At 60.3% G+C, this 20,824-nt stretch carries 5 protein-coding genes; 3 read left to right on the top strand and 2 right to left on the bottom strand.

The annotated features are described in order from the left end of the window. Positions 1–12: 12 nt before the first annotated feature. On the bottom strand, positions 13–2,433 hold the full coding sequence (locus KUA23_RS13760) for a TonB-dependent receptor plug domain-containing protein (protein WP_252994151.1): 2,421 nt from the start codon (positions 2,431–2,433) through the stop codon (positions 13–15). A 239-nt stretch (positions 2,434–2,672) separates the two neighbouring features. Between KUA23_RS13760 and KUA23_RS13765 the strand changes: the two genes are divergently transcribed. Continuing rightward, positions 2,673–3,134 carry an anti-virulence regulator CigR family protein gene (locus KUA23_RS13765; protein WP_252994152.1) on the top strand — a complete coding sequence of 154 codons (462 nt, stop codon included), beginning with the start codon at positions 2,673–2,675 and terminating at the stop codon, positions 3,132–3,134. Between the two features lie 125 nt (positions 3,135–3,259). On the opposite strand, the gene KUA23_RS13770 is transcribed toward KUA23_RS13765, so the two are convergent. Next, positions 3,260–3,676, bottom strand: coding sequence for a VOC family protein (locus KUA23_RS13770; RefSeq protein WP_252994153.1), 417 nt, complete (start codon positions 3,674–3,676; stop codon positions 3,260–3,262). A gap of 442 nt (positions 3,677–4,118) precedes the next feature. On the opposite strand from KUA23_RS13770, the gene KUA23_RS13775 reads away from it, so the two are divergent. Next, on the top strand, positions 4,119–5,840 hold the full coding sequence (locus KUA23_RS13775; protein ID WP_306428788.1) for a ShlB/FhaC/HecB family hemolysin secretion/activation protein: 1,722 nt from the start codon (positions 4,119–4,121) through the stop codon (positions 5,838–5,840). Positions 5,841–5,873: 33 nt separating this feature from the next. Continuing rightward, the gene (locus KUA23_RS13780; protein ID WP_346356406.1) at positions 5,874–20,822 is read left to right on the top strand and encodes a two-partner secretion domain-containing protein; all 14,949 of its coding nucleotides are present in this window, start codon (positions 5,874–5,876) and stop codon (positions 20,820–20,822) included. Positions 20,823–20,824 lie beyond the last annotated feature (2 nt).

Genomic DNA, 20,824 nt, shown 5'->3' on the forward strand with positions numbered 1-20,824 from the left:
GCAAGGTGTGGATCAGAAGTCGTACGCCAGCTTGGTGTACCAATAGCCGCCGCCTGGGTAGAACGGTGGGTTGCCGTAGGCCGCCAGGCCGAGGTTGCTGTACACGGCATGTTTGTCGGGGCGTACGTCGAAAATGTTGGTGCCGCCGATGCTGACGGTGAGGCTGTCGACGAAGGTGTAACTGACGTCCAGGTCGGTGATCCATTTGGCGCCGAAGCTACGGTCGCCCGTCGGGTTGACGGCCAGGGTCTTCACCGCGCCGTAACGGGCGGTCTGCAGGTTGACGGCCAGGTCCTGGACCTTCCAGTTGGCGCCCAGGATCCATTTGGTCTTGGGTGATGCGTCGGTCAGGTCACCTTCGCGGTCGCGGCCCACCAGGGTCACGCCCGAACCTGCCAGCGCACTCGGCGTGTCGCGGGTGCCTTCGATGGTGGTCTTGTTCCAGTTGAAGCCCAGGCTCCAGCGCACATCGCCCCAGGTATCCAGCGGTGTGGTGTGGTCGGCCACCACATCCAGGCCCTTGGTGCGCGTATCGAAGGCGTTGGTGTAATAGTTGACCCAGGTACCCGTGGGCACGCCCTGGGCGGCGAGAATGGCGTTGATTGCGCCATTGCCACGGTCATAGATATTGCTGGTCAGGGCAATGCGGTCATCGATGTCGATCAAATAGGCATCGGCGGTGATGCTGGTGCGTGGCGCCGGTTGCCAGGTCAGGCCCAGCCCGAGGTTGCGGGATTTCTCCGGCTTAAGGTCATCGCCGCCAAGGGCCTTGGCCAGGTTGCTGCCCGACGGCGTCAGGCGCGTCACGGCCGGCACCACATTGCCGTTCACATCGGTCGCCACCCGATTGTCGGCCACGGTGTAGCCGATCTGGGTCAGGGAGGGCGCCCGGAAACCGGTGCCGACGGTGCCGCGCACAGCCACAGTGTCGGTCAGTTCGTAGCGTGAGTTCACTTTGAGGCCGAAGGTATTACCCGAGTCATCGTCGTAATGCTCGACCCGGCCAGCCATGTCGAGGAACCAACGGTCGGTCAGGTCGAAGCCCAGGTCGAGGTAACCCGCGTAGTTGTTACGGATCAGGCTCACTTCATCTTCGGGGCGAATCGTCACGGCAGCCTGCGCGCCGGAAGCGGCGGGGTAGGTGCCAGTGATATACGCCTCTGGGTCGCCGGCGAACGTACTGAAGTGCTCCCAGCGATGCTCCAGGCCGGCCGATACCTGCACTGGCGCCGTCAGGCTGAACAGGCTGTCGTAGCGGCGGGTGAAGTCCAGGTTGTTGACCCACTGCTCGAAGCGGAAGGTCGCCAGGTTGTCGAACTTGGTCGGTGAAGCGGTGCCCAGCGACGGGTTGATATTCAGGTCGCTGGAGTGGTGCACGTTGTTGCGCCCGTAGGTGGTGCTCAGGTCCCAGTTCCAGTCGGCAACCAAGCCCTTGCCGCCGAACAGGAACTGGTAGTCACGGTCCTTGATGTTGTTGAGCGGGAAGTAACCGTCGGGGAACACCTCAGGCACTGCCGCCGTGCCGGTGGGCAAGCGGAAGTAGTTGGCGGCCTCGGCGTCCCGCTCGCCATAGGTAGAGAAGGAGTACAGCGTCAAGTCTTCCAGGGGCAGTTCGGCGTTGTAGGCCAGGTTGAAGGCCTTGAGGTCCGGGTCGCCGTTCTTGATCGCCACCCGGTCCCAGGCCGCTTGTTTGGCCGGGTCGGCGAAGGCGCGCACGGTGCTGTCGGCCTTGTCGTTCCACGAGGCACTGCCGCGTTTGCGCGCATCGGCCGAAAAGTGGAAGAAGCCGCCTTGGCCGAGTTCAAAGCCCTGGTCACCCGCCACCTTGATGGTTTCGCCCTGGCCGGAATACAGCTGGCCGTAGCTGGTTTCCAGGTGGCCGCCACTCTTGGTGTTCTTGAGAATAATGTTGATCACACCCGCCACCGCGTCCGAACCGTACTGTGCGGCAGCGCTGTCTTTGAGCACCTCGATATGGTCCACGGCACTCACCGGAATCAAGTCGATATCCACCGCGTTCGCGCCGCTGTTATCGATGGAACCGCGCTGGCCGGTGGCGCCGTTGTGCCGGCGTTTACCGTTGACCAACACCAGGGTGTAGGCCGGCCCCAGGCTGCGGTTGCTCAGCGGGCGGGCCACCGAGTTATAGCCGGCGATGTTGGTGCCGAAGTTGAACGAGGGCAGCAGCTTGGCAATCGCCTCGGACAGTTCGGCACGACCGGTCTTGAGCAACTGGTCGCTGTTGATCACATCGATTGGCGCCGGACTGTCCGCCACGGTGCGCTGCTGGCCCCGCAGGCCGGTTGAAATCACCGTGACGGTGTCGAGCTTGGCGTCTTCGGCAAAAGAGGGCGCAGCAGTCAGGAGCAGGGAGCCGGTCAGGAGTGAAAGAGGTAATTTCTTGAAGTGCGTGGGGAAGGCGATGTCTGGCATGGAGGTAACCTGGAGGGTGTGGGTGCGTCCTCCGCCAGGTATGGGGTCGGTCTGTGAAATGAAGATATATCTATAAAAAAACCTTGTGGAAAGTCTTTTTTGGAATAAGATAATTATCAGTTAATATTATTTATATCTGAAATAAAATTACCTATTTTTATTATGTGAAAAACAGGCGCGCTGCTTATCGCCAATGTCGACTACATTCCAAGGGACGTTCCCTTACGGAGAAGACGATCATGTTCAAACCCCGCACGCTGGCGGTTGCTGTTACTTGCCTCGCTCTGGTCCTGGGCCCAGTAGCGGCGGTGGCCGACCCTGGCAACGGCAAGGGCCAGGGTTCCGCAAAGGGCAACGCACAAGGCGGCCAGGGACATGGCAACCAGGGCCACAAGGGCAAAGGCGCAGACGCCGATGATAGGGGGCACGCCCCCAGTATCGACCGTGGCAGCATCCTGGGGGTGCTTGGTGGCTATCGTGACTATTGGAGCCCAGGCCCATCACTGCCGCCTGGCATACAGAAGAATTTAGCGCGAGGCAAACCGCTGCCTCCAGGCATTGCCAAGAAGCTCGATGGGCGCCTGCTGGGCAGGCTGCCGCATTATGACGGCTACGAATGGCGGCAGGCGGGCAGCGATCTGATCCTCGTGGCTATTGCTTCCGGCCTTATTTATGAGGTGCTCGAAGGGGCTTTCGATTAGGGCGCCGAAGCCTGACGGTGGGGGCACTGGCACGCGGTCGAACAGATTGAGTTTACCGGGAAGGGTGCGTGCACAAGTTCACTGGCGCAGTCGGATGATGACTCAGGCTCGACGCTTTCCAGCCATCAGGCCTGCACCGCAGGGCCTTTCAACTCGATCTGATTATCATCAGGGTCATTGAGATACATCGATAACCCGGTTCCCTCCGCGCCATACCTCATCACGGCCGCTTCAGCGGATACCCCGGCCGCCGCCAGGTGCTGGAGAATGGCCTGTTCATCGAACGGCTCGACCCGCAGGCAAACGTGATCGACATTGTGTCTTTGCTTGCCTGCCGGCTGCCCACCCTGACGCCCGATCGGCCCGTTCACATCAACCAGGTCAATCATGGATGTGCCAGCGCTCAGGTGAATCATGCCGAGGGCATCACGGCGTTTTTTGACATCACACCCCAGCACGGATGTGTAGAACGCCAGGCTGCGCTCAATGTCCTTGACCCGCAAAACAACATGATCGATACGTTGAAGGGAAAAACTGCGCATTTCCATCACTCCTGATTCTTGCCGTTGTCGAATGGGACATTGTTCAGGGTAGCCGCACTTCGTTTTATTTCTGCCTCGCCTTGCCAAATGCACCTGCCGGGTCAGTCACACTGACCGGCAACGAGCCTGTGATGCGCATCGCCTCGGACCTCGGACCTCGGATACGCCAACGCCAGCCACTTTGCGACGGCGTTCCGCAAGCAGTTCGGAATCAACCCGTCGACACTTAAAAAGGGTACGCGCGGTAGATCGTTTCAGGGTGCGCTCCGACAACGTCTACGCAGAACATTAACCAGTTGATATTAATTAGTATTTTTGCGCTGGGTAGGAGCAGCGGGTATCAAAACCGAAACATACTGGTACATTTAATTGACGCCATCAAAACGCCACCCTAAGATCGCTGAAAAAATAGTGGCACAAGGCCATTTAGAGGGATCTAAAAATGTGGCGTTCGGTACGTCGGACCAGGCTCAGCCTGCTGTCCGCTTTTTTTGGCCTGAGCACAAACGTTATGGCCCAAGCCGCGCCCCTGCAGAATACGCCAGGCGTCACCGACCTGATCCGCGATCGTCAGGATCGCCTGCTCGAAGAGCAGCAGCGCCGCCTCGAAGAACTCAAGGATCTGCCCGGCAAAACCGCTGCCTCCGACAAACCGACAGCCCAGGCAGACACCCGTTGCTTCCTGATCAAAACCATCGAGCTCACCGGCGCTGACGCCCTCTCCGAAGGCGAGCGCGACAACTTGCTCAAGCCTTACATTGGCCAGTGCCTGGGCGTACCACAGCTCAATGATCTGCTCAAGGTCATCACCGACCGCTACCTCGCCAAAGGCCTGGTCACCAGCCGTGCCTACCTGCCGCAACAGGATCTCTCCAGCGGCAATCTTAAAATCCAGGTGGTCGAGGGCAAGCTGGAAGGGCTGAAGGGCGCCGAAGGCAGCGGCATTACCGACCGCCAACTGGCGATGAGTTTTCCGGGCAAGCCGGGTGACTTGCTCAACCTGCGTGAAATCGAGCAGATGGTCGACCAGTTGAACCGTTTGCCATCGAACCAGGCGCAGATGGAACTGGCGCCAGGCAAAGCGGTGGGCGGCAGCGATGTGTTGGTCAAAAACACCGCGCAAAAGCCTTGGCGCGTTGGGCTCTCGCGCAATAACGGCGGCCAGCGCAGCACGGGCGAGCAGCAGTGGGGCGCCAACCTCGATTGGGATAACCCGCTGGGTCTGGCTGACCAACTCTCACTGCGCGGTGGCCACGATGCGGTGAGCGACCACCAGAAAACTTCACGCAACTCGATGCTCAATTACAGCTTGCCGTTTGGCTGGTGGACCGCCTCGTACAGCTACAGCGAAAGCGAATACCGCTCGCGGCCCGAAGCCAACAACTTCAAGTTCAAGCAGACCGGTGACAGCCAGAACCACCAGTTGCGCCTGGAGCGCGTCATACACCGTGACGCCTTGAGTAAAACGTCGCTGAGCACGGGCGTGGCTTACCTGCGCACCAACAACTACATCGAAGACAGCAAGCTGGCCCTGAGCAGCAACCGCCTCAGCGAAGCCCAGTTCGGCATCAATCACGGGCGACGCATCGGCGGCTCATTTCTCAACATTGACCTGGGTATGCAGGACGGCATCGGCGCCTTCGACGCCCAGGCCAATCGCCACGCAGGCCCCGGCCAGCCGGATGCGCGCTACCGCAAATACACCGCCACGGTGAGCTACTTGTACCCGTTCCAACTGTGGGGTGAGTCGTTCAGTTTCAGCAGTTTGATGACCGGCCAGCACAGCGAAGACGTGCTGTTCAGCCCGCAGCGCATGAGCCTGGGCGGGCAGTCGTCGATTCGCGGTTACAAGGACCAGATGCTCTCCGGCGACAGCGGCGGTTACTGGCGCAACGACCTGCGCTGGAGCCGCCCGGTGACCTGGGCCTGGCTGCAGCCGGTGTTGTCCGAATACGGCACCAGCCTCGGTTACGACCGCGGCGTGATCAGCCACGACCGCTACAACGCCGAGCAGCACGGGCGCATGAGCAGTAACTCCCTGGACCTGTTTGCACGCGGCAAGAACGTCGCAGCGACAGTGACCTTTGCACACTCTTTGGAACGACCGGACGCGATCACTGAACGCGAAGCGCCGATCTATTTCCGCCTGGATTTTTTCCTTTAACCTGATTACCGCCTTCGGGCATAGAGACAAGACATGGATGTTCGCCAGTTTGCCTTCCTCGTGCGCCAGCCTTCTGCGGCCCTGAAAAGCCGCTCTACCTTCCTGGGCTTGCCCAAGCGCGGGGTGGCGCTGATTTTGGCCAACGCCATGTTCTGGCAACCGTTGCTGGCGCAGGCGGACGGTATTGTGGTGAACGCGCCGGGCACCACGCTCGGGCAGACGGGCAATGGCGTGCCGATCGTCAATATTGCTGCACCGAACGCCAACGGGCTTTCGCACAACCAGTTTCATGACTACAACGTCGGCGCCAACGGGGTCATTCTCAACAACGCCACGGATCGCACCCAATCGACCCAATTGGGCGGCATCATCGTTGGCAACCCGAATTTTCGCGGCACCGCGGCCAACATCATTCTCAATGAGGTCAACGGCGGCAGCCCCAGCCAACTGCGCGGCTACACCGAAGTGGCGGGGCAGTCGGCCCATGTGATCGTGGCCAACCCGTACGGCATCAGTTGCAACGGTTGCGGCTTTATCAACACGCCGCAAGCAACGCTGACCACCGGCAAGGCCGTGATCGAAAACGGCCAGATCAACCGCTATCAGGTTGACCAGGGCACCGTCGCTATCGAAGGCGCAGGCCTGAACGCCAGCAACATCGACCAGTTCGAAATCATCACCCGCGCCACCACGATCAACGCGCAGATCCAGGCGAAGAAGCTCACCATCGTGGCGGGCCGCAACGATGTGGACGCACGCACCCTCAACGCCACGGCCCGCGCGGCGGATGGCAGCCAGGCGCCGGACCTCGCGATTGACTCATCGGCGCTGGGCGGGATGTACGTCGGCGCCGTCAAGCTGATCGGCACTGAGGCCGGCGTGGGCGTACGGTTGTCGGGCGACATGGTTGCAGGCGGCGACATTCAAATTGATACCGCCGGCAATGTGGTGATGGGGCAGGCTTCGGCGGGCACGGCGATTGCGGTCAAAGCTGCCAGTGTGCAAACGCAGGGCGCGGTTTACGCAGGTTCCGATCTGTCAGTGAGCACTCAAGGCGCCCTGACCAACAGCCAGACCCTCGCGGCCAAAAACAGCATCACGCTGGACGCCGGTGGCCGCTTGACCAACAGCGGGATTATCGAAGCGGGCGTCAACGCCGATAACAGCCGCAACGCCCAGGGCGACGTGCGCCTGAGCGCGCAGGCCATCGATAACACCGGCAAGACCGTGATTGCCAGCCGTGACCTCACGCTCAATACCGGCGAGTTGACCAATCAGGGCGGCACCTTGAGTGCTCAGCGTGACGCGCAACTGAATACCACGCGGCTGGATAACCAGAACCAGGGCCGCATCCTCAGCGCGGGCAACCTCGGGATCAACGCCACTCAACTGCTTAATAGTCAGGGCGGCCTGATCACCAGCACCGGCAACCTGACGGCCGGCATCGGCCAACTGATCAACCGCCAGGGAGAGCTGTCGAGCCTTGCGCAGGTCACGTTGCAGTTGAATGCGCTGGATAACGTGGCGGGTCTGGTGTCGGCGGGGCAGTCGTTGAGCCTGAACGTGACAGGCCAGGTCAATAACCAGGGCGGTCGCATCGCTGCGCGCCAATCGACCCAACTGACGGCGTCTGGCCTGGATAACCGCAACGGCGAGCTGGTGGCGACTGACCTGGTGTCGGTAACGGCCGCGCTGGACAACAGCAGCGGCAGGATCCAGGGCGACCGCACACTCGCGATCACCAGCGACGCGCTCACCAACACACTCGGCACGTTGGCGGCAGGCAACTCGCTGGCCCTCACCGCTGCAAGCCTGGACAACACACAAGGCAAGCTCACCAGTGACGGCGCATTGACGGCGAAGATTGCCGGCCAGTTGCTGAACCAGACAGGCCTGTTTGCGGCCAAGGGCGATGCACGCCTTAACCTGGGCAGCCTGGACAATCGCCAGGGTAATGTTGTCGCCAATAACCTCGACCTGCAGCTGGATGGCCCGCTGAATAATCAGCACGGCACCTTGCGTGCAGAGGCCCGTTTTGGCCTGAAGGCCGGTGAGGTGGACAACAGCGCAGGCGGGCGCATCAGCAGCGGCCAGACGCTCACGGCCAATGTCGTAAGCCTTGATCAACACAATGACGGCCGGCTTTTTGGTCAGGGCGATGTCAGCCTTGACCTCAACGGTGGCCATCTGAACAACAGCGGTGGCGTGATCAATGCGCCGGGGCGTCTGCTGCTGAGCAACCTCGCAGGCGTTGACAACACGGCAGGTGAAATCTCCAGCAGCCAGGCATTCAGTCTGGCCGCTGATTCGTTGAACAACGCCGGTGCCAAGCTTCTAAGCGAGCAAGCGCTGACCGTGCGCATCGCCCGTGCCCTCGACAACACCCAGGGCCTGGTATCGGCCAACGCTTTGGATTTACGTGCGGGCAGCGTGGATAACCGAGGCGGTACGTTGAGCGCCGGTGACGGCCTGATCGCACAGATCGACGGGGCCCTGGATAACCGCAGCGGCAAGCTGTTGGCGCGTACCGCGACGCTCACTAGTGCGTCGCTGGACAATCGCCAAGGGCTGCTGCAAAGCGATACCGCGCTCAACCTCACCAGCCTGGGAGCGATTGATAACCGCCAGGGCACGTTCAGCGCAGGGCAGCGTCTTGATATCAGTGCGGCGAGCCTGGACAACGGCGGCGGCAAGCTGGTCAGCGATGGGCAATTGACGGCGCGCATTGCCGCACAACTGCTCAACAGGGCCGGCCTGTTCAGCGCCGGGACCTTTTTGCAAGTGAGCGCCGCCAGCCTTGATAACAGCGCCACGGGCAACCTCAACGCCAAGGGCCAACTGGCTGTCACGCTGTCCGGCGCGCTGAACAACGACACAGGCACCCTCAGCAGTGACGCCAGCCTGAACCTGAAGGCCGGCCAGGTGGCTAACAGCAATGGCGGGCGTATCAGCAGCCAGTTGCAACTCACGGCAAGCGTCAGCGGCCTGGACCAACACAACGGTGGCGGCCTCTACAGCCAGTCGGGCGTCAGCCTGGACCTGAACCACGGACACCTGAACAACCAAGGCGGTTTGATTCATGCGCCGGGTGCACTGCTGCTGAGCAACCTCGCCAGCGTCGACAACCAGGGCGGCGAGATTTCCAGCGCCCAGGCGCTGGATTTAACCGCCGACAGCCTCGACAACCGCAGTGGCAAACTGCTCAGTGAACAAGGCCTGATCGTGCGTATCGCCCGAGCCCTGGACAACACCAAGGGCTTGATCGCCTCGACGGGGCTCGACCTGCGGGCTGACAGCCTGGTCAACGCCGAAGGCGAGTTGAAGGTGCGTGACGATGTGAAGGTGCTCGTCGCCACCGCGCTGGACAATCGACTCGGCAAAATCGTCGGCGCTACCACCGCCCTCAACAGCCAAACACTGGATAACAGCGCTGGGCTGCTTCAGGGCGACAGTTTGCTGACCGTCTCCAATACGGGTATCGCCATCAACCGTGGCGGCCGCGTGATCAGTGGTCAACGCCTTGACCTCTCGATCGGCCAGTTGGACAACCGGGGCGGCAGTGTGGTGTCGGCGGGCCCTATGCAGCTGCGCGGCACGACGCTGGATAACCGCGAAAACGGTGTGCTCAACGCCCGTCAGTCACTGGCCGTGACTGTCGACAACGTGGACAACCGTGGCGGCACAGTGTCCAGCGTTGCCGACCTCAACTTCACTGGCAAACAATTCGACAACAGCGCGGGCGGCCGTCTGCTGGCCAACGGCGCGTTGAGCCTGACCCTCGAGCAACTCAACAACGGGCAGGGCACCGTGCGTAGCGATAACGCCCTGACCCTGCAAACCACCACACTGAACAACGACAGCGGCCGCATCAGCAGTGGCGCGGCGCAGCAACTGGTCACCTCCGGCGCCCTCAGTAACCGCAGCGGTGAACTGCTCAGCGCCATGGCGCTGACGGTTACCAGTGCCAGCCTCGACAACAGTGGCGGCAAACTGACCGGTGACGGCGCCGTGCGCGTGACCACCGGCGCCCTGAATAATAGGAGCGGCGGGCGCCTGACCGGCGTCGATCGCCTGGACCTGACGGCAGGGCAGGTGGACAACCGGTTCGACGGCCATATCGCCAGTAACCAGGCGCTGACGGTCAGCGTTACAGACCTGGATCAGCGCGGTGGTGGTCAGCTCTATAGCCTCAGTGATTTGAGCCTGGACATGAACCATGGCGCCCTCAATAACACGGGTGGGCTGATTCATGCGCCGGGGCAGTTGCTGCTCAAGAACCTCTCCACGGTCGCCAACCAGAACGGCGAAATCTCAAGCGAGCACGCTTTCTCGGTCGCTGCGCAAAGCCTGGATAACAGCAACGGCGCATTGCTCAGCGATCAGGCGCTGAGCCTCACGCTCGACCAGGCACTGATCAATATCAAAGGTCGGATTTCTGCTGCAGGCCTCAGTGCCCAGGCGGCTCGACTGGACAACACCAGCGGCGTGTTCAGCAGCTCCAGAGACCTGACGCTGATACTCGGCGCCGACCTGCTCAATGACCACGGCGAGGTGTCCAGCGGCGGCGCCAGCGTGGTCAATGCGATGACCTTGAATAACCGCAACGGCGGCCAAGTGATGGGCGATATCAGCCTGGACCTGACGACGACCGGCGCGCTGTTCAATCAGGGCGGTACCGTGGGTGCCGGCCAGCGTTTGAATATTACTTCGGCCAGCCTGGACAACAGCCAGTCCGGCAGCCTGGTGACTGACGGCGACCTGACTGTGAAGGTCGACGGTGTGCTCGACAACCAGTCCCAGGGCGCCGTACTCGCCAAGGGCGTGATGGCGATTGAAGCGGGTAGCGTGGACAACCGCGCGGGCCGCTTGTCCGGTCAAAACTTGCTGACCTTGCGCAGTGCCAGCCTGGATAACCGTGGCGGCGCGGTGCGTGCCAATCGGGACGTGAACCTGCAAGTCGGCCAACTCGACAACCGCGCAGGCGTGCTCAACAGCAAGCAGGCGCTGACCATCACCGGCCAATCCCTAAATAACGGGAACGGCTTGGCCAGCGCTATCGGCCCGGTGCGCCTGACCGTGGATAGCGTCGACAATGCCAAAGGCCGCATTGCCAGCCAGGATGACCTGAACGCTACCCTCGGCGTGTTGAACCAGCAGGACGGTCAACTGGTTGCCCAGGGTGATCTCACCCTTAAGGCCCAGAGCGTGGATAACCGCGACGGTGGTCTGCTGGCGGCAACAAAAGCGCTGAAACTCACGATCGACACCGTCGACAACCGCGCCGGGGAAATCTCCAGCCAGCAAGCTACCACGCTCAGCGGTCAACACCTCGACAATAGTGGCGGCAAACTGCTTGCCGGCACAGCGCTGGAACTGGCGATGGCTGAGGTGATCAACCAGGCCAAAGGTCTGGTCTTCGCCCAGGACGCACGCTTTACCGGCACGCGTCTGGACAACACCGATGGCACCTTTGGCGCGCAGCACGCCCTGGCGGTGCAGCTTTCGGCGGGCCTGGACAACACGCGCGGCAAACTCAGCAGCGAAGGTGCCCTGACGCTGGCAGCTCAGCGCATCGACAATACCGGCGGCGGCATTTCCAGCGCCGGGCCGCTGACCCTCACTAGCGCCACCGACCTGCTGAATAACAGCGGCACTGTCGAGAGTGCCCAAGCGCTCGCATTGACAAGCGCCAGCCTCGACAACAGCCAAGGCCTGCTCAAGAGCCAGGGCGCCACGACGCTCAATACCGGGCTGTTCAATAACGGCGTCGGTGGTCGAGTAATCAGTGCCGACACGCTTGACCTCACAGCCACCCAATTCAACAACAGCGGGCATCTCGCCAGCGTCGGCATCCTGAATGCCAACCTCACCGGCCTCACGCAACTGGGCGGCGCGGAGCTGGTAAGCAGCACGCAGCTGATCCTCGACTTGCATAACGGCGAACTGGTCAACGCCGGTTTGATCAACGCGCCGCTGCTGATGCTCAACCACGTCGCCAGTATCGATAACAGCGACGGCGAAATCTCCAGCCAGAACGCATTTGCCCTGGCCGCCAAAAACCTCACGAACAACAACGGCAAACTGATCAGCAACCAGGCGCTGACCCTGCGGGTGGAACAGCTGTTGGCCAACGTCAAAGGTCATATCAACGCGGCCAGCCTCGACGCCCGCAGTACTCGTCTGGACAACACAGACGGCCTGCTCAGCGGCCGTGGCGAGGTCACGCTCAGCGCCTCCGAGCTGATCGACAATACGCGCGGCAGTGTGATTGCCGACGGCAGCTTGCTGCTGACCGGCGCAGCCCTGGATAACCGCACGGGCGAGATCGCCGGCAAGGCCCAGGTCACCGTCAACGTTGACCGACTCGACAACCGCAACGGCAAGCTGATCAGCACCGATGCGCTGCAACTGCGTGGCGCCACTCTGGATAACCGCAACGGTCTGGCAGGCGCTACAAAAGCGCTGAACATCGAGGTGGGCAGCATCGACAACCGCGCGGGCGAGTTGACGGGTAACGCCGATATGACCGTCACCGGCCAGTCGTTGAATAACAGTGATAAAGGCGTGGTGTTCGCAGGCGCAGCCTTGAGCCTTGCGGTTGATCAGGTGATCAACCGCACCCTCGGCGAATTGAATGGCCAACGCCTGAACCTTACCGGCACTTCGCTGGACAACACCGGCGGCAAGCTGCTGAGCCAGCAACCGCTGGTGCTGGCGCTGGCAGGCGATCTGGATAACAGCCAGGGCGTGCTGAGCAGCGAAGGCGCATTGGATGTAAAGGCGCGCAGCCTGAACAACAGCCAGGGCAGCCTGTCCAGCGCCAAGGGTTTGAGCGTGGCCGTCAGCGGTACGCTGAATAACCAGCAAGGCAAGTTGGTGACGGATGGCGGCCTGACACTGGGCAGCGCCAGTCTGGGCAACCAGCAGGGCGTGATCAGCGGCAAAGGCCCGGTGGTGCTGACCACGGGCGAATTGAATAACCAGGCCGGTCGTCTCAACAGCGGCGATACCCTGACGTTGACCACCGCGCAGTTGAACAACGGTGGCAGCATCGGCAGCGCCAAGGCCCTGACCGCCAGCGTCAGCGGTTTGGCTCAGCAGGGCGGCAAACTGTTCAGCAACGCAGGCCTGAGCCTTGACCTGAACAACGGTCAATTGGATAACCAGGGCGGCTTGATCAATGCGGCCGGCCCGTTGCTGCTCAATAGGCTTGCCACGGTTGCCAACAACAACGGCGAAATCTCCAGCGGCCAGGCCTTCACTTTGGCCGCGCAAAGCCTCGACAACAGCAACGGCAAACTGCTGAGCAATCAGGCCCTGATCGTGCGCGTCGATCAGGCCCTGAGCAACGTCAAAGGTTTGTTCGGTAGCGCCAGCCTCGACGCCCACGCGGCGGCTGTCGACAACCGTGGCGGCACCCTGACCAGCCGTGGCGACCTGCGATTGACCAGTGACGGCTTGCTGAGCAACGGCGATCGAGGCTTGATCAACGCGGCGCAAGCGCTGAACGTGCGCAGCGCCGACCTGAACAACCAAAATGGCAGCTTGCTGGGCGGCGCCGTCACCCTCAACGCCATGGCCCTGGACAACACGGCCAGCGGCCTGATCAACAGCCAGAGCAGCTTGAACCTGACGGCCGCCAGCCTCAACACCGGCACCGGCGGCGAAGTCTCGGCCAAAGGCGCGATGACCCTGGGCCTGACTGCCTTGGCCGTGGCCGGGGGGCGGATTATCGGTGAGCAGGGCATGAGCCTTGATCTCAACGGCAGTGATTTGGATAACCGTAACGGCTTGATTCTCGCCAACGGACCCCTGACCCTTAACAACCTCCGTGACCTTAATAACAGCAACGGTGAAATCTCCAGTCAGCAGGGTTTTTCCCTGACGGCGCGCAGCCTGGACAACAGTGGCGGCAAGCTGATCAGCAGCCAGACGCTGGGCGTCAATGCCGCCAGCCTGAACAACAGCGCCAAGGGGTTGCTGTCTGGCGCGCAAGGCCTGAACGTAAGCGGCGGCAACCTCGACAACCGTGACCACGGTACGCTCGTCAGCCGCAACGGCTCGATTGATATGCGCTTGAGCGGCACCCTGCAAAACAACACCGAAGGTGCGTTGGTCAGCCAAGGTCGACTGGATGTCAGCGCTGCCAGCGTGGATAACCGCGGCAGTGGCGTGCTCTCCAGCGGCGCCGGGCAGACATTGGCAGTGACCGGCGCGCTGGTAAACGGCGATGGCGGGCTGATTGAAAGCGGCGACACGCTGGGTGTGCAAGCCGCCACGCTGGCCAACCAGGGCACCATCAACGCCCAGCGGGCCTTCACCTTCACCGGTACCGACCTGACCAACAACGGCGGCAGCCTGCTCAGCAACGGGCAGGTGACCCTCGACTTGCTCGGCAACCTCAACAACAGCGGCGGCAAAATCGCCAGCGTCGGGCCGCTGCTGCTGCAGCGTGCCAACCAGGTCTATAACGATGCCGATGGCAAAATCATCAGTCAGAGCCTGCTGACGCTGCTCGCTGGCGGCCTGGACAACAGCGAGCGCGGCACCATCGCTGGCAAGGAACGCGTGGTGATCACCACCGCCGGCATTGTGCAAAACCACACGGACGGCCTGATCTACAGCCAGGACGCCGACGTGCAACTGAACGCGGCAGGCTTGAACAATGCCAAGGGCAATGTGCAGGGTCAGACCGGGCTTGGTCTGGGGATCAATGGGGATGTCGATAACCGCGGCGGCACCCTGGCCAGCCTCAAAGGCCTGCTGGATGCGCGCCTGACCGGCGGTTTAAATAACGGCGGCGGCATCATCCAGGCTCAAGGTTTGAACCTGATTGCCAACCGCGTCGACAACCAGACCGGGCGCATCGCCGCGCAGACAGGCGATGCCGTGATCAACGCCAGCGCTTTCGCCAATGCCAATGGCGGCGTGTATGCCAAAGGTCTGGTGCGGGTGGCCGGGCAAACGCTGGACAACAGCGCAGGGCAAATCGCCGGTGGCGTGATTGACCTGAGCGCGACGGGCGCGCTGACTAACCGCGCTGGCGTGGTTGAAAGCGACAGCACCTTGAGTGTGGTGGCTGACAGCGTCGATAACGGCGCTGGCAAACTGCGCGCTCTGGGCGGCGGGGGCAAGACGCTGTTCCAGATCGGCAACCTGTTCAATAACCGCAACGGTGTGGTGGAAACCGCCAACACCGACCTGACCCTGGCGGCCAACAGCTTCCTGAATAGCGACGGGCGATTGCTGCACGTGGGCGACGGCAACTTCGACATTTCCCTGCCAAACGTCACCGGCGCCGGTGGCAGCATCGTCACGCGGGGCGGCCTTACGCTCAACGCTGACACCTGGAGCAACAGCAGTGTTATCCAGGCGGGGCGATTGAACGTCAACGTCAATAACTTTACCCAGACCGACACCGGGCAACTGTTGGCGTCCACGCGCCTGGAAGGCAAGGGCGGCAACTGGACCAACAACGGGCTGATTGCCAGTGACGGCAGCATGGCGCTGCAGTTGACCGGCACGTATCAGGGCAACGGCAAGGTCAGCAGCGTGGGAGCGCTGGATATGTCGGCAGCGCAACTGACCCTCACTGAACTGGCGAGCATTGCTGCAGGCGGTGCCACCACGATCAACGCTGCCGGCCAGTTGACCAACCGCGGACGGTTGACCTCCAACAGCGCCTTGACCGTCAACGCAGGTGATGTGACTAACTTCGGCACACTGGCCAGTGGGCAAAACCTGCTGATCAACGCACAAACCCTGACCAATGACCTCATTCGACAGAATCAAGGCTCGTTGCTGCTCAGTGGCGGCGACATGAAGTTGCAAGTGGGCACACTGACCAACCGCTACAGCGATATCTACAGCCTCGTCGGGGTTGAGGTGGGCGGGTACAACGGCGCTGAACGTGCGACGCGGGTGGATAACCTGTCGGGGCGGATTGAGTCTACGGGGGATATGTCGCTGAAGTCGGCGGTTGTGACGAATAAGATGGAGAGTTTTAGTGTTAAGACCACTAACGCCGTCTCTGCCAATATCGGTGTCCGGTGTTTTGGCTGCAACTCTGCCGGGCAGAATGGTGTGTTCAGCTCCCATCTTGTCTGGCAGCAAAATTTTAATGTCGAGAGCACCGGGGAGCAGGTGGTCGCCAATATCGTATCCGGCAAAAAGCTGAGCGTGCTGGGCGATAAGTTCGAAAACTTTAACTCGGCCGTTTCTGCCGTAGGTGACATCAATATTGCGGTCGCTGACTTTAATAACACCGCCAGTTCGCTGGGGAGCTATCAAAGCCTTAAATATATAAATATGCAGCCCGGCGTTGGGCTGTGGTCGAGAATATTCGCTTATAACGCGGCCAATGATCCGACGTATAACCGCACTATTCACTTCTGGAATGCCGCCGAGCAAGAAACCATCGTTGGGCTTAAACAACCCACCGATCGCAACCAGACTATCGCGACCTACAAGTTGAATTTCGGACCGAAAGGGGGCGTCGGTGCTTCTGTTCCTAAAGCCAACTTCATACCGGGTGTCACCGTCCAGGCACCGGCAGAAATCCTCGGTGCCACCCCATTCGCTGAAAAGATAATTGCCGCCGCAGGGGCGACTTTTTTACCCGCGATCATTCAAGCTGGCGGTAACGTTTCCATCAACGCCACCAACAAAATCACTAACGGCGTCGAACGCTCTTTCGTTACCACGGCCACCGGCGCACCACGCAGCACCAATACCCAAGCCGCAGGCACCGGCAATACCACGGTCATCAACCTCAACCGCCAATTGCCGCCAGACCTCGCCCAACGCAAAGTCGACCCACTGACGCTGCCCGGCTTCAGCCTACCCAGCGGCCAAAACGGCCTGTTCCGCGTGAGCGGGCAAGGCACCGCCACCCAGCAAACCGCTCAGTCGGGCACTGGCTCGCAAAGCTGGACCATGGGCGGCGCCGATGTAAGCCTGGCCCAGCGTCAGCAGGCGCTTGCTGAAAGCCAAGGCCGTACGCTCCAGCTGGATGGTGCGACTCAGGTCACGACCAGCACCCGCCAAGTCTCGGTCGCGTCGCGTGAAGCTGGCGGCATCACCGCCGAGGCCCGTGCAATCAATGCCTCAGGCACCGGCAGCGCCGACACCGTTACCGGTCTTCCGGGCCGCACTTCCGGCGCCGATATCACGCGGTTGGACGGCATCACTGCCGCCAATCAAGCGGGTACGCCCGCCGTTAACGGTATTGATCTAGCGGGTCTAAACCCTTCCGACCGCGATCCGAGCGCCGCCGTGACCACGCCAGCAGGCACGCCGACCCTGGTTGTGCCGGGCGTGTCCACCGTGGACCGAAACACCCGCGTCAGCGCCAATCAGGCCGGTGATTTCAACCTGCCCGGCATCACCCCTCTGGCGGCCACAACGGCGGGCGCTTCCGGGACCGTCAGCGGGCAAACCCTCAACCGCGTGCAAGGCTTGCCGGGCAGCAAGGTAGTCTCGCAGCCGCATAAATACCTGATCGAAACGAACCCGGTACTGACCGACCTCAAACAGTTCATGAGCTCGGATTACCTGCTCGCAGGGCTGGGCTACAACCCCGACGACAGTGCCAAGCGTCTGGGCGATGGCCTCTACGAACAACGACTGATCCAGCAAGCCATTGTCGACCGCACCGGCCAACGCTTCATCGACGGTAAGACCTCGGACGAAGCGGTATTCCGTTACCTGATGGACAACGCCATCCGCAGCAAACAGTCGCTGGACCTGTCGGTAGGCGTGTCGTTGACGGGCCAGCAAGTGGCCGCGTTAACCCACGACATCGTGTGGCTGGAAGAGCAGGTGGTCAACGGTGAAAAAGTCCTGGTGCCCGTGGTGTACCTGGCGCAGGCCGATAATCGATTGGCGCCTAACGGTGCATTGATTGTGGGCCAGGACGTCAGCCTTATCGCCGGTAAAAACCTCGAGAACGCCGGTACTCTGCGAGCGAGTAACAACCTGTCGGCCGTCGCGGGCAACGACCTGATCAACAGCGGCCTGATTGAAGCAGGTAACCGCCTGGACCTGCTGGCGGGCAATAACATTGTCAATAAATCCGGCGGCATTATCGCCGGACGCGATGTGTCGTTGACGGCCGTCAACGGCGACGTGATCAACGAACGCAGCGTGACCCGAGCGGGTTATGACGTCGGTTTTTCGAAACAGACTGATTACATCGACAGTGCGGCGCGCATTGAGGCTGCGAACGACCTCAGCCTCGGCGCGGGTCGCGATGTCACCAGCAAAGGCGGCGTGCTGGAAAGTGGTAATGACACCACGATCGTTGCAGGGCGTGACGTCAACCTGATATCTGCGCAGCAGCACGACACCATGAATGGCGGGAAGCGTAATCGTGCCGAGGAAATCACTCAGAGCGGTTCTGACGTAGAAGTAGGGCGTGACCTGAAAGTCAGCGCGGGGCGTGACTTCACGGCGATCGCCAGCGACATCGAGGCCAAGCGTGATATCTCGATGAGCGCGGGTGGCGACCTGTATCTGGCGGCAGGTGCAGATGAACAGCACTCTTACAGCAAAACGTCGAGCACCAAACGTCAGGAAGATCACGTCAGTCAAGTCGGTACAACGGTAAGCGCCGGTCGTGACGTAACTTTAATTGCAGGTAAGGACTTGGCGCTAATTGCCAGTCGTATCAGCGCTGGGGATGAGGCTTATCTGGTCGCAGGTAACAACATAGGACTGCTGTCCGCTGAAAACCGCGACTACTCGCTGTACGACATGAAGCGAGGAGGAGGCTTCGGCTCAGGGAAGTCACAACGTGACGAACTCACCAAAGTCAGCAACGTCGGCAGTGAAATCAAGTCCGGTGGTGACCTTACAATCAAAAGCGTAAGCGATCAGAAGTTTCAAGTTGCCAGGTTAGACAGTGGCGAAGATTTGACGATCGTCAGTGGAGGTGCAGTCAGCTTTGAAGGGATGAAGGACCTTCATCAGGAAAGTCATGACAAGAGTAAAAACAGCTTTGCCTGGAATAGCATGAGCGGTAAGGGCAACACTGATGAAACCTTCAGGCAGACTCAGATGGTTGCCAAGGGAGATATCGTCATCCAGGCAGTAGAAGGTCTGCATATCGATGTAAAGCAGGTTAGCCAACAGACCGTAAGCCAATCCATTGATGCGATGGTGAAGGCTGACCCCCAACTGGCATGGCTCAAGGAAGCCGAACAACGTGGGGATGTGGACTGGCGTTTGGTGAAAGAGATACACGAGTCCTACAAATACAGCCATTCAGGGTTAGGAGGCGGGGCGCAGTTAGTCATTGCAATTGTGGTGGCTTATTTCACGGCGGGACTTGCGAGTGGGTTGATTGGGGCGGGAGCTGAAATTGGTTCAGGCACCGCCATGGCGGCAGCGGGTACGGCATCCGCGTCAGCTGTTGCAGGTGGCGCGGCAGCCGGTTCAACGGTAGCTGCGGGCTGGGCCAACGTGGCGCTTACTGCGGTAGCAACCAGCGTTGCGAGCAACGCTACCATTAGCTTTATCAATAACGGAGGCAATTTAGGTGCGGTGCTTGGGGACATCACGTCCAGCAGTGCACTGAAAAGTTATTTCACTGGCGCTCTTGCGGCAGGGTTTACGGCAGGGGTCCTGGATCCGGCGTTTGGGGTCACGGGCGATAACCTCAATAAAGTTACGAAGGGATTTGACCTCGGCTCTTTAGCTGATATTGGAAAATTTGCTGCCTATTCCGGCGCTCAAGGGGTCGCGCAGGCTGCGATTGGCACCGCTATAAAAGGGGGGAGTCTGGGGGATAACCTGAAAAATGCCCTTGGCTCCCAACTGCAAAGCACATTGCAGGCGGTTGTTTTCAACGCGGTGGGCGATTACGCCAAAGACAAGGAGTGGGTAGATTCCGGAGGAGAAAAAATTGCGATGCATGCGTTGGTCGGTGGGTTGTTGAGCCAGGCAGGTGGCGGCAGCTTTGCAACCGGGGCACTTGCTGCGGGCGCCAACGAAGCGCTGGTCACCACACTGTCGAAAGCAGTGAACAACAACCCCGGTTTGTTGCTTGTGGCATCGCAATTGGTAGGGATCGCTGCGGCAAGCGCTACCGGGGGGGATGTACAAAAGGGCGCGGATATCGCAAAAAGCGCGACGGCATACAACTATCTAAACCACCATGAAGTTGATGATTTGGTCAAGGATTTGAAGGGCTGTCGCAGCGCTGCAGATCCGAAATTGTGCCGAACCGATATTGCTGCGCAGTACAAGACGATAAGTGACAAAACGACAAACTCGAAACTCGGTGGATGTGCCGGAGAGACAGGCTGTTTTGAACAGTTGGAGGTAGTCGATGGAGCTACAAAAGCGCTGGACCAATACGCCTCCGACAAAGACCTTGGACCAGAAGAAAAAAGCATTATTCAAGACTTTCAAGAAAGTAACTTTCATGATTATGTGATTGCGCGTAACATTTGGTTGTCGGGATTTCTTAAAGAAGTCACACCCATTATTCTCAGTGGCGGTGCAGGTGCGGTCACAAAGGCAGAGGGCACTGCAGGGAAAACAGCTGCAGCGGAAACGGAACTTGGCGGGGGTGCAAAAGCAACAGCTACTCCACGCACTCCACTAGCTGGTCCTACTGAAAACTGGAAAACTTTTGTTAATGCTGAAAAACAGATTCAACTGGAAGCAGGTGCTGGGCAGCGTGTAGATCAAGTGATCAATGAAACTCTATCTGGTAAGAAAAATTTCACGAGCTCTATGACGCTCACAACCGATGAGGCTCTATCGGCAGGGCAAAAATATCTCGGTCCCGAGTACAGGGAAATCGGTAAGCCCGGCTCTGGTGTGTTTCACAGCGCTGATGGCACTAAGGAGTTCCGTATCGACTCAGGATCTATATCAGGAGCACACGCTCCGGGAGTTCCGCATGTACATTTCGGAGTTAAAGACCCTGTGACTGGAAAATATATTTCTAACAATCATGTTCCCTATGCGGACTAGGA

Source organism: Pseudomonas pergaminensis (genome assembly GCF_024112395.2).
Taxonomy (GTDB): domain Bacteria; phylum Pseudomonadota; class Gammaproteobacteria; order Pseudomonadales; family Pseudomonadaceae; genus Aquipseudomonas; species Aquipseudomonas pergaminensis.

Excerpts from the sequence above, each read along its gene's own strand:
- KUA23_RS13760 (WP_252994151.1), bottom strand. The coding sequence starts at position 2,433 with ATGCCAGACATCGCCTTCCCCACGCACTTCAAGAAATTACCTCTTTCA.
- KUA23_RS13765 (WP_252994152.1), top strand. The coding sequence starts at position 2,673 with ATGTTCAAACCCCGCACGCTGGCGGTTGCTGTTACTTGCCTCGCTCTG.
- KUA23_RS13770 (WP_252994153.1), bottom strand. The coding sequence starts at position 3,676 with ATGCGCAGTTTTTCCCTTCAACGTATCGATCATGTTGTTTTGCGGGTC.
- KUA23_RS13775 (WP_306428788.1), top strand. The coding sequence starts at position 4,119 with ATGTGGCGTTCGGTACGTCGGACCAGGCTCAGCCTGCTGTCCGCTTTT.
- KUA23_RS13780 (WP_346356406.1), top strand. The coding sequence starts at position 5,874 with ATGGATGTTCGCCAGTTTGCCTTCCTCGTGCGCCAGCCTTCTGCGGCC.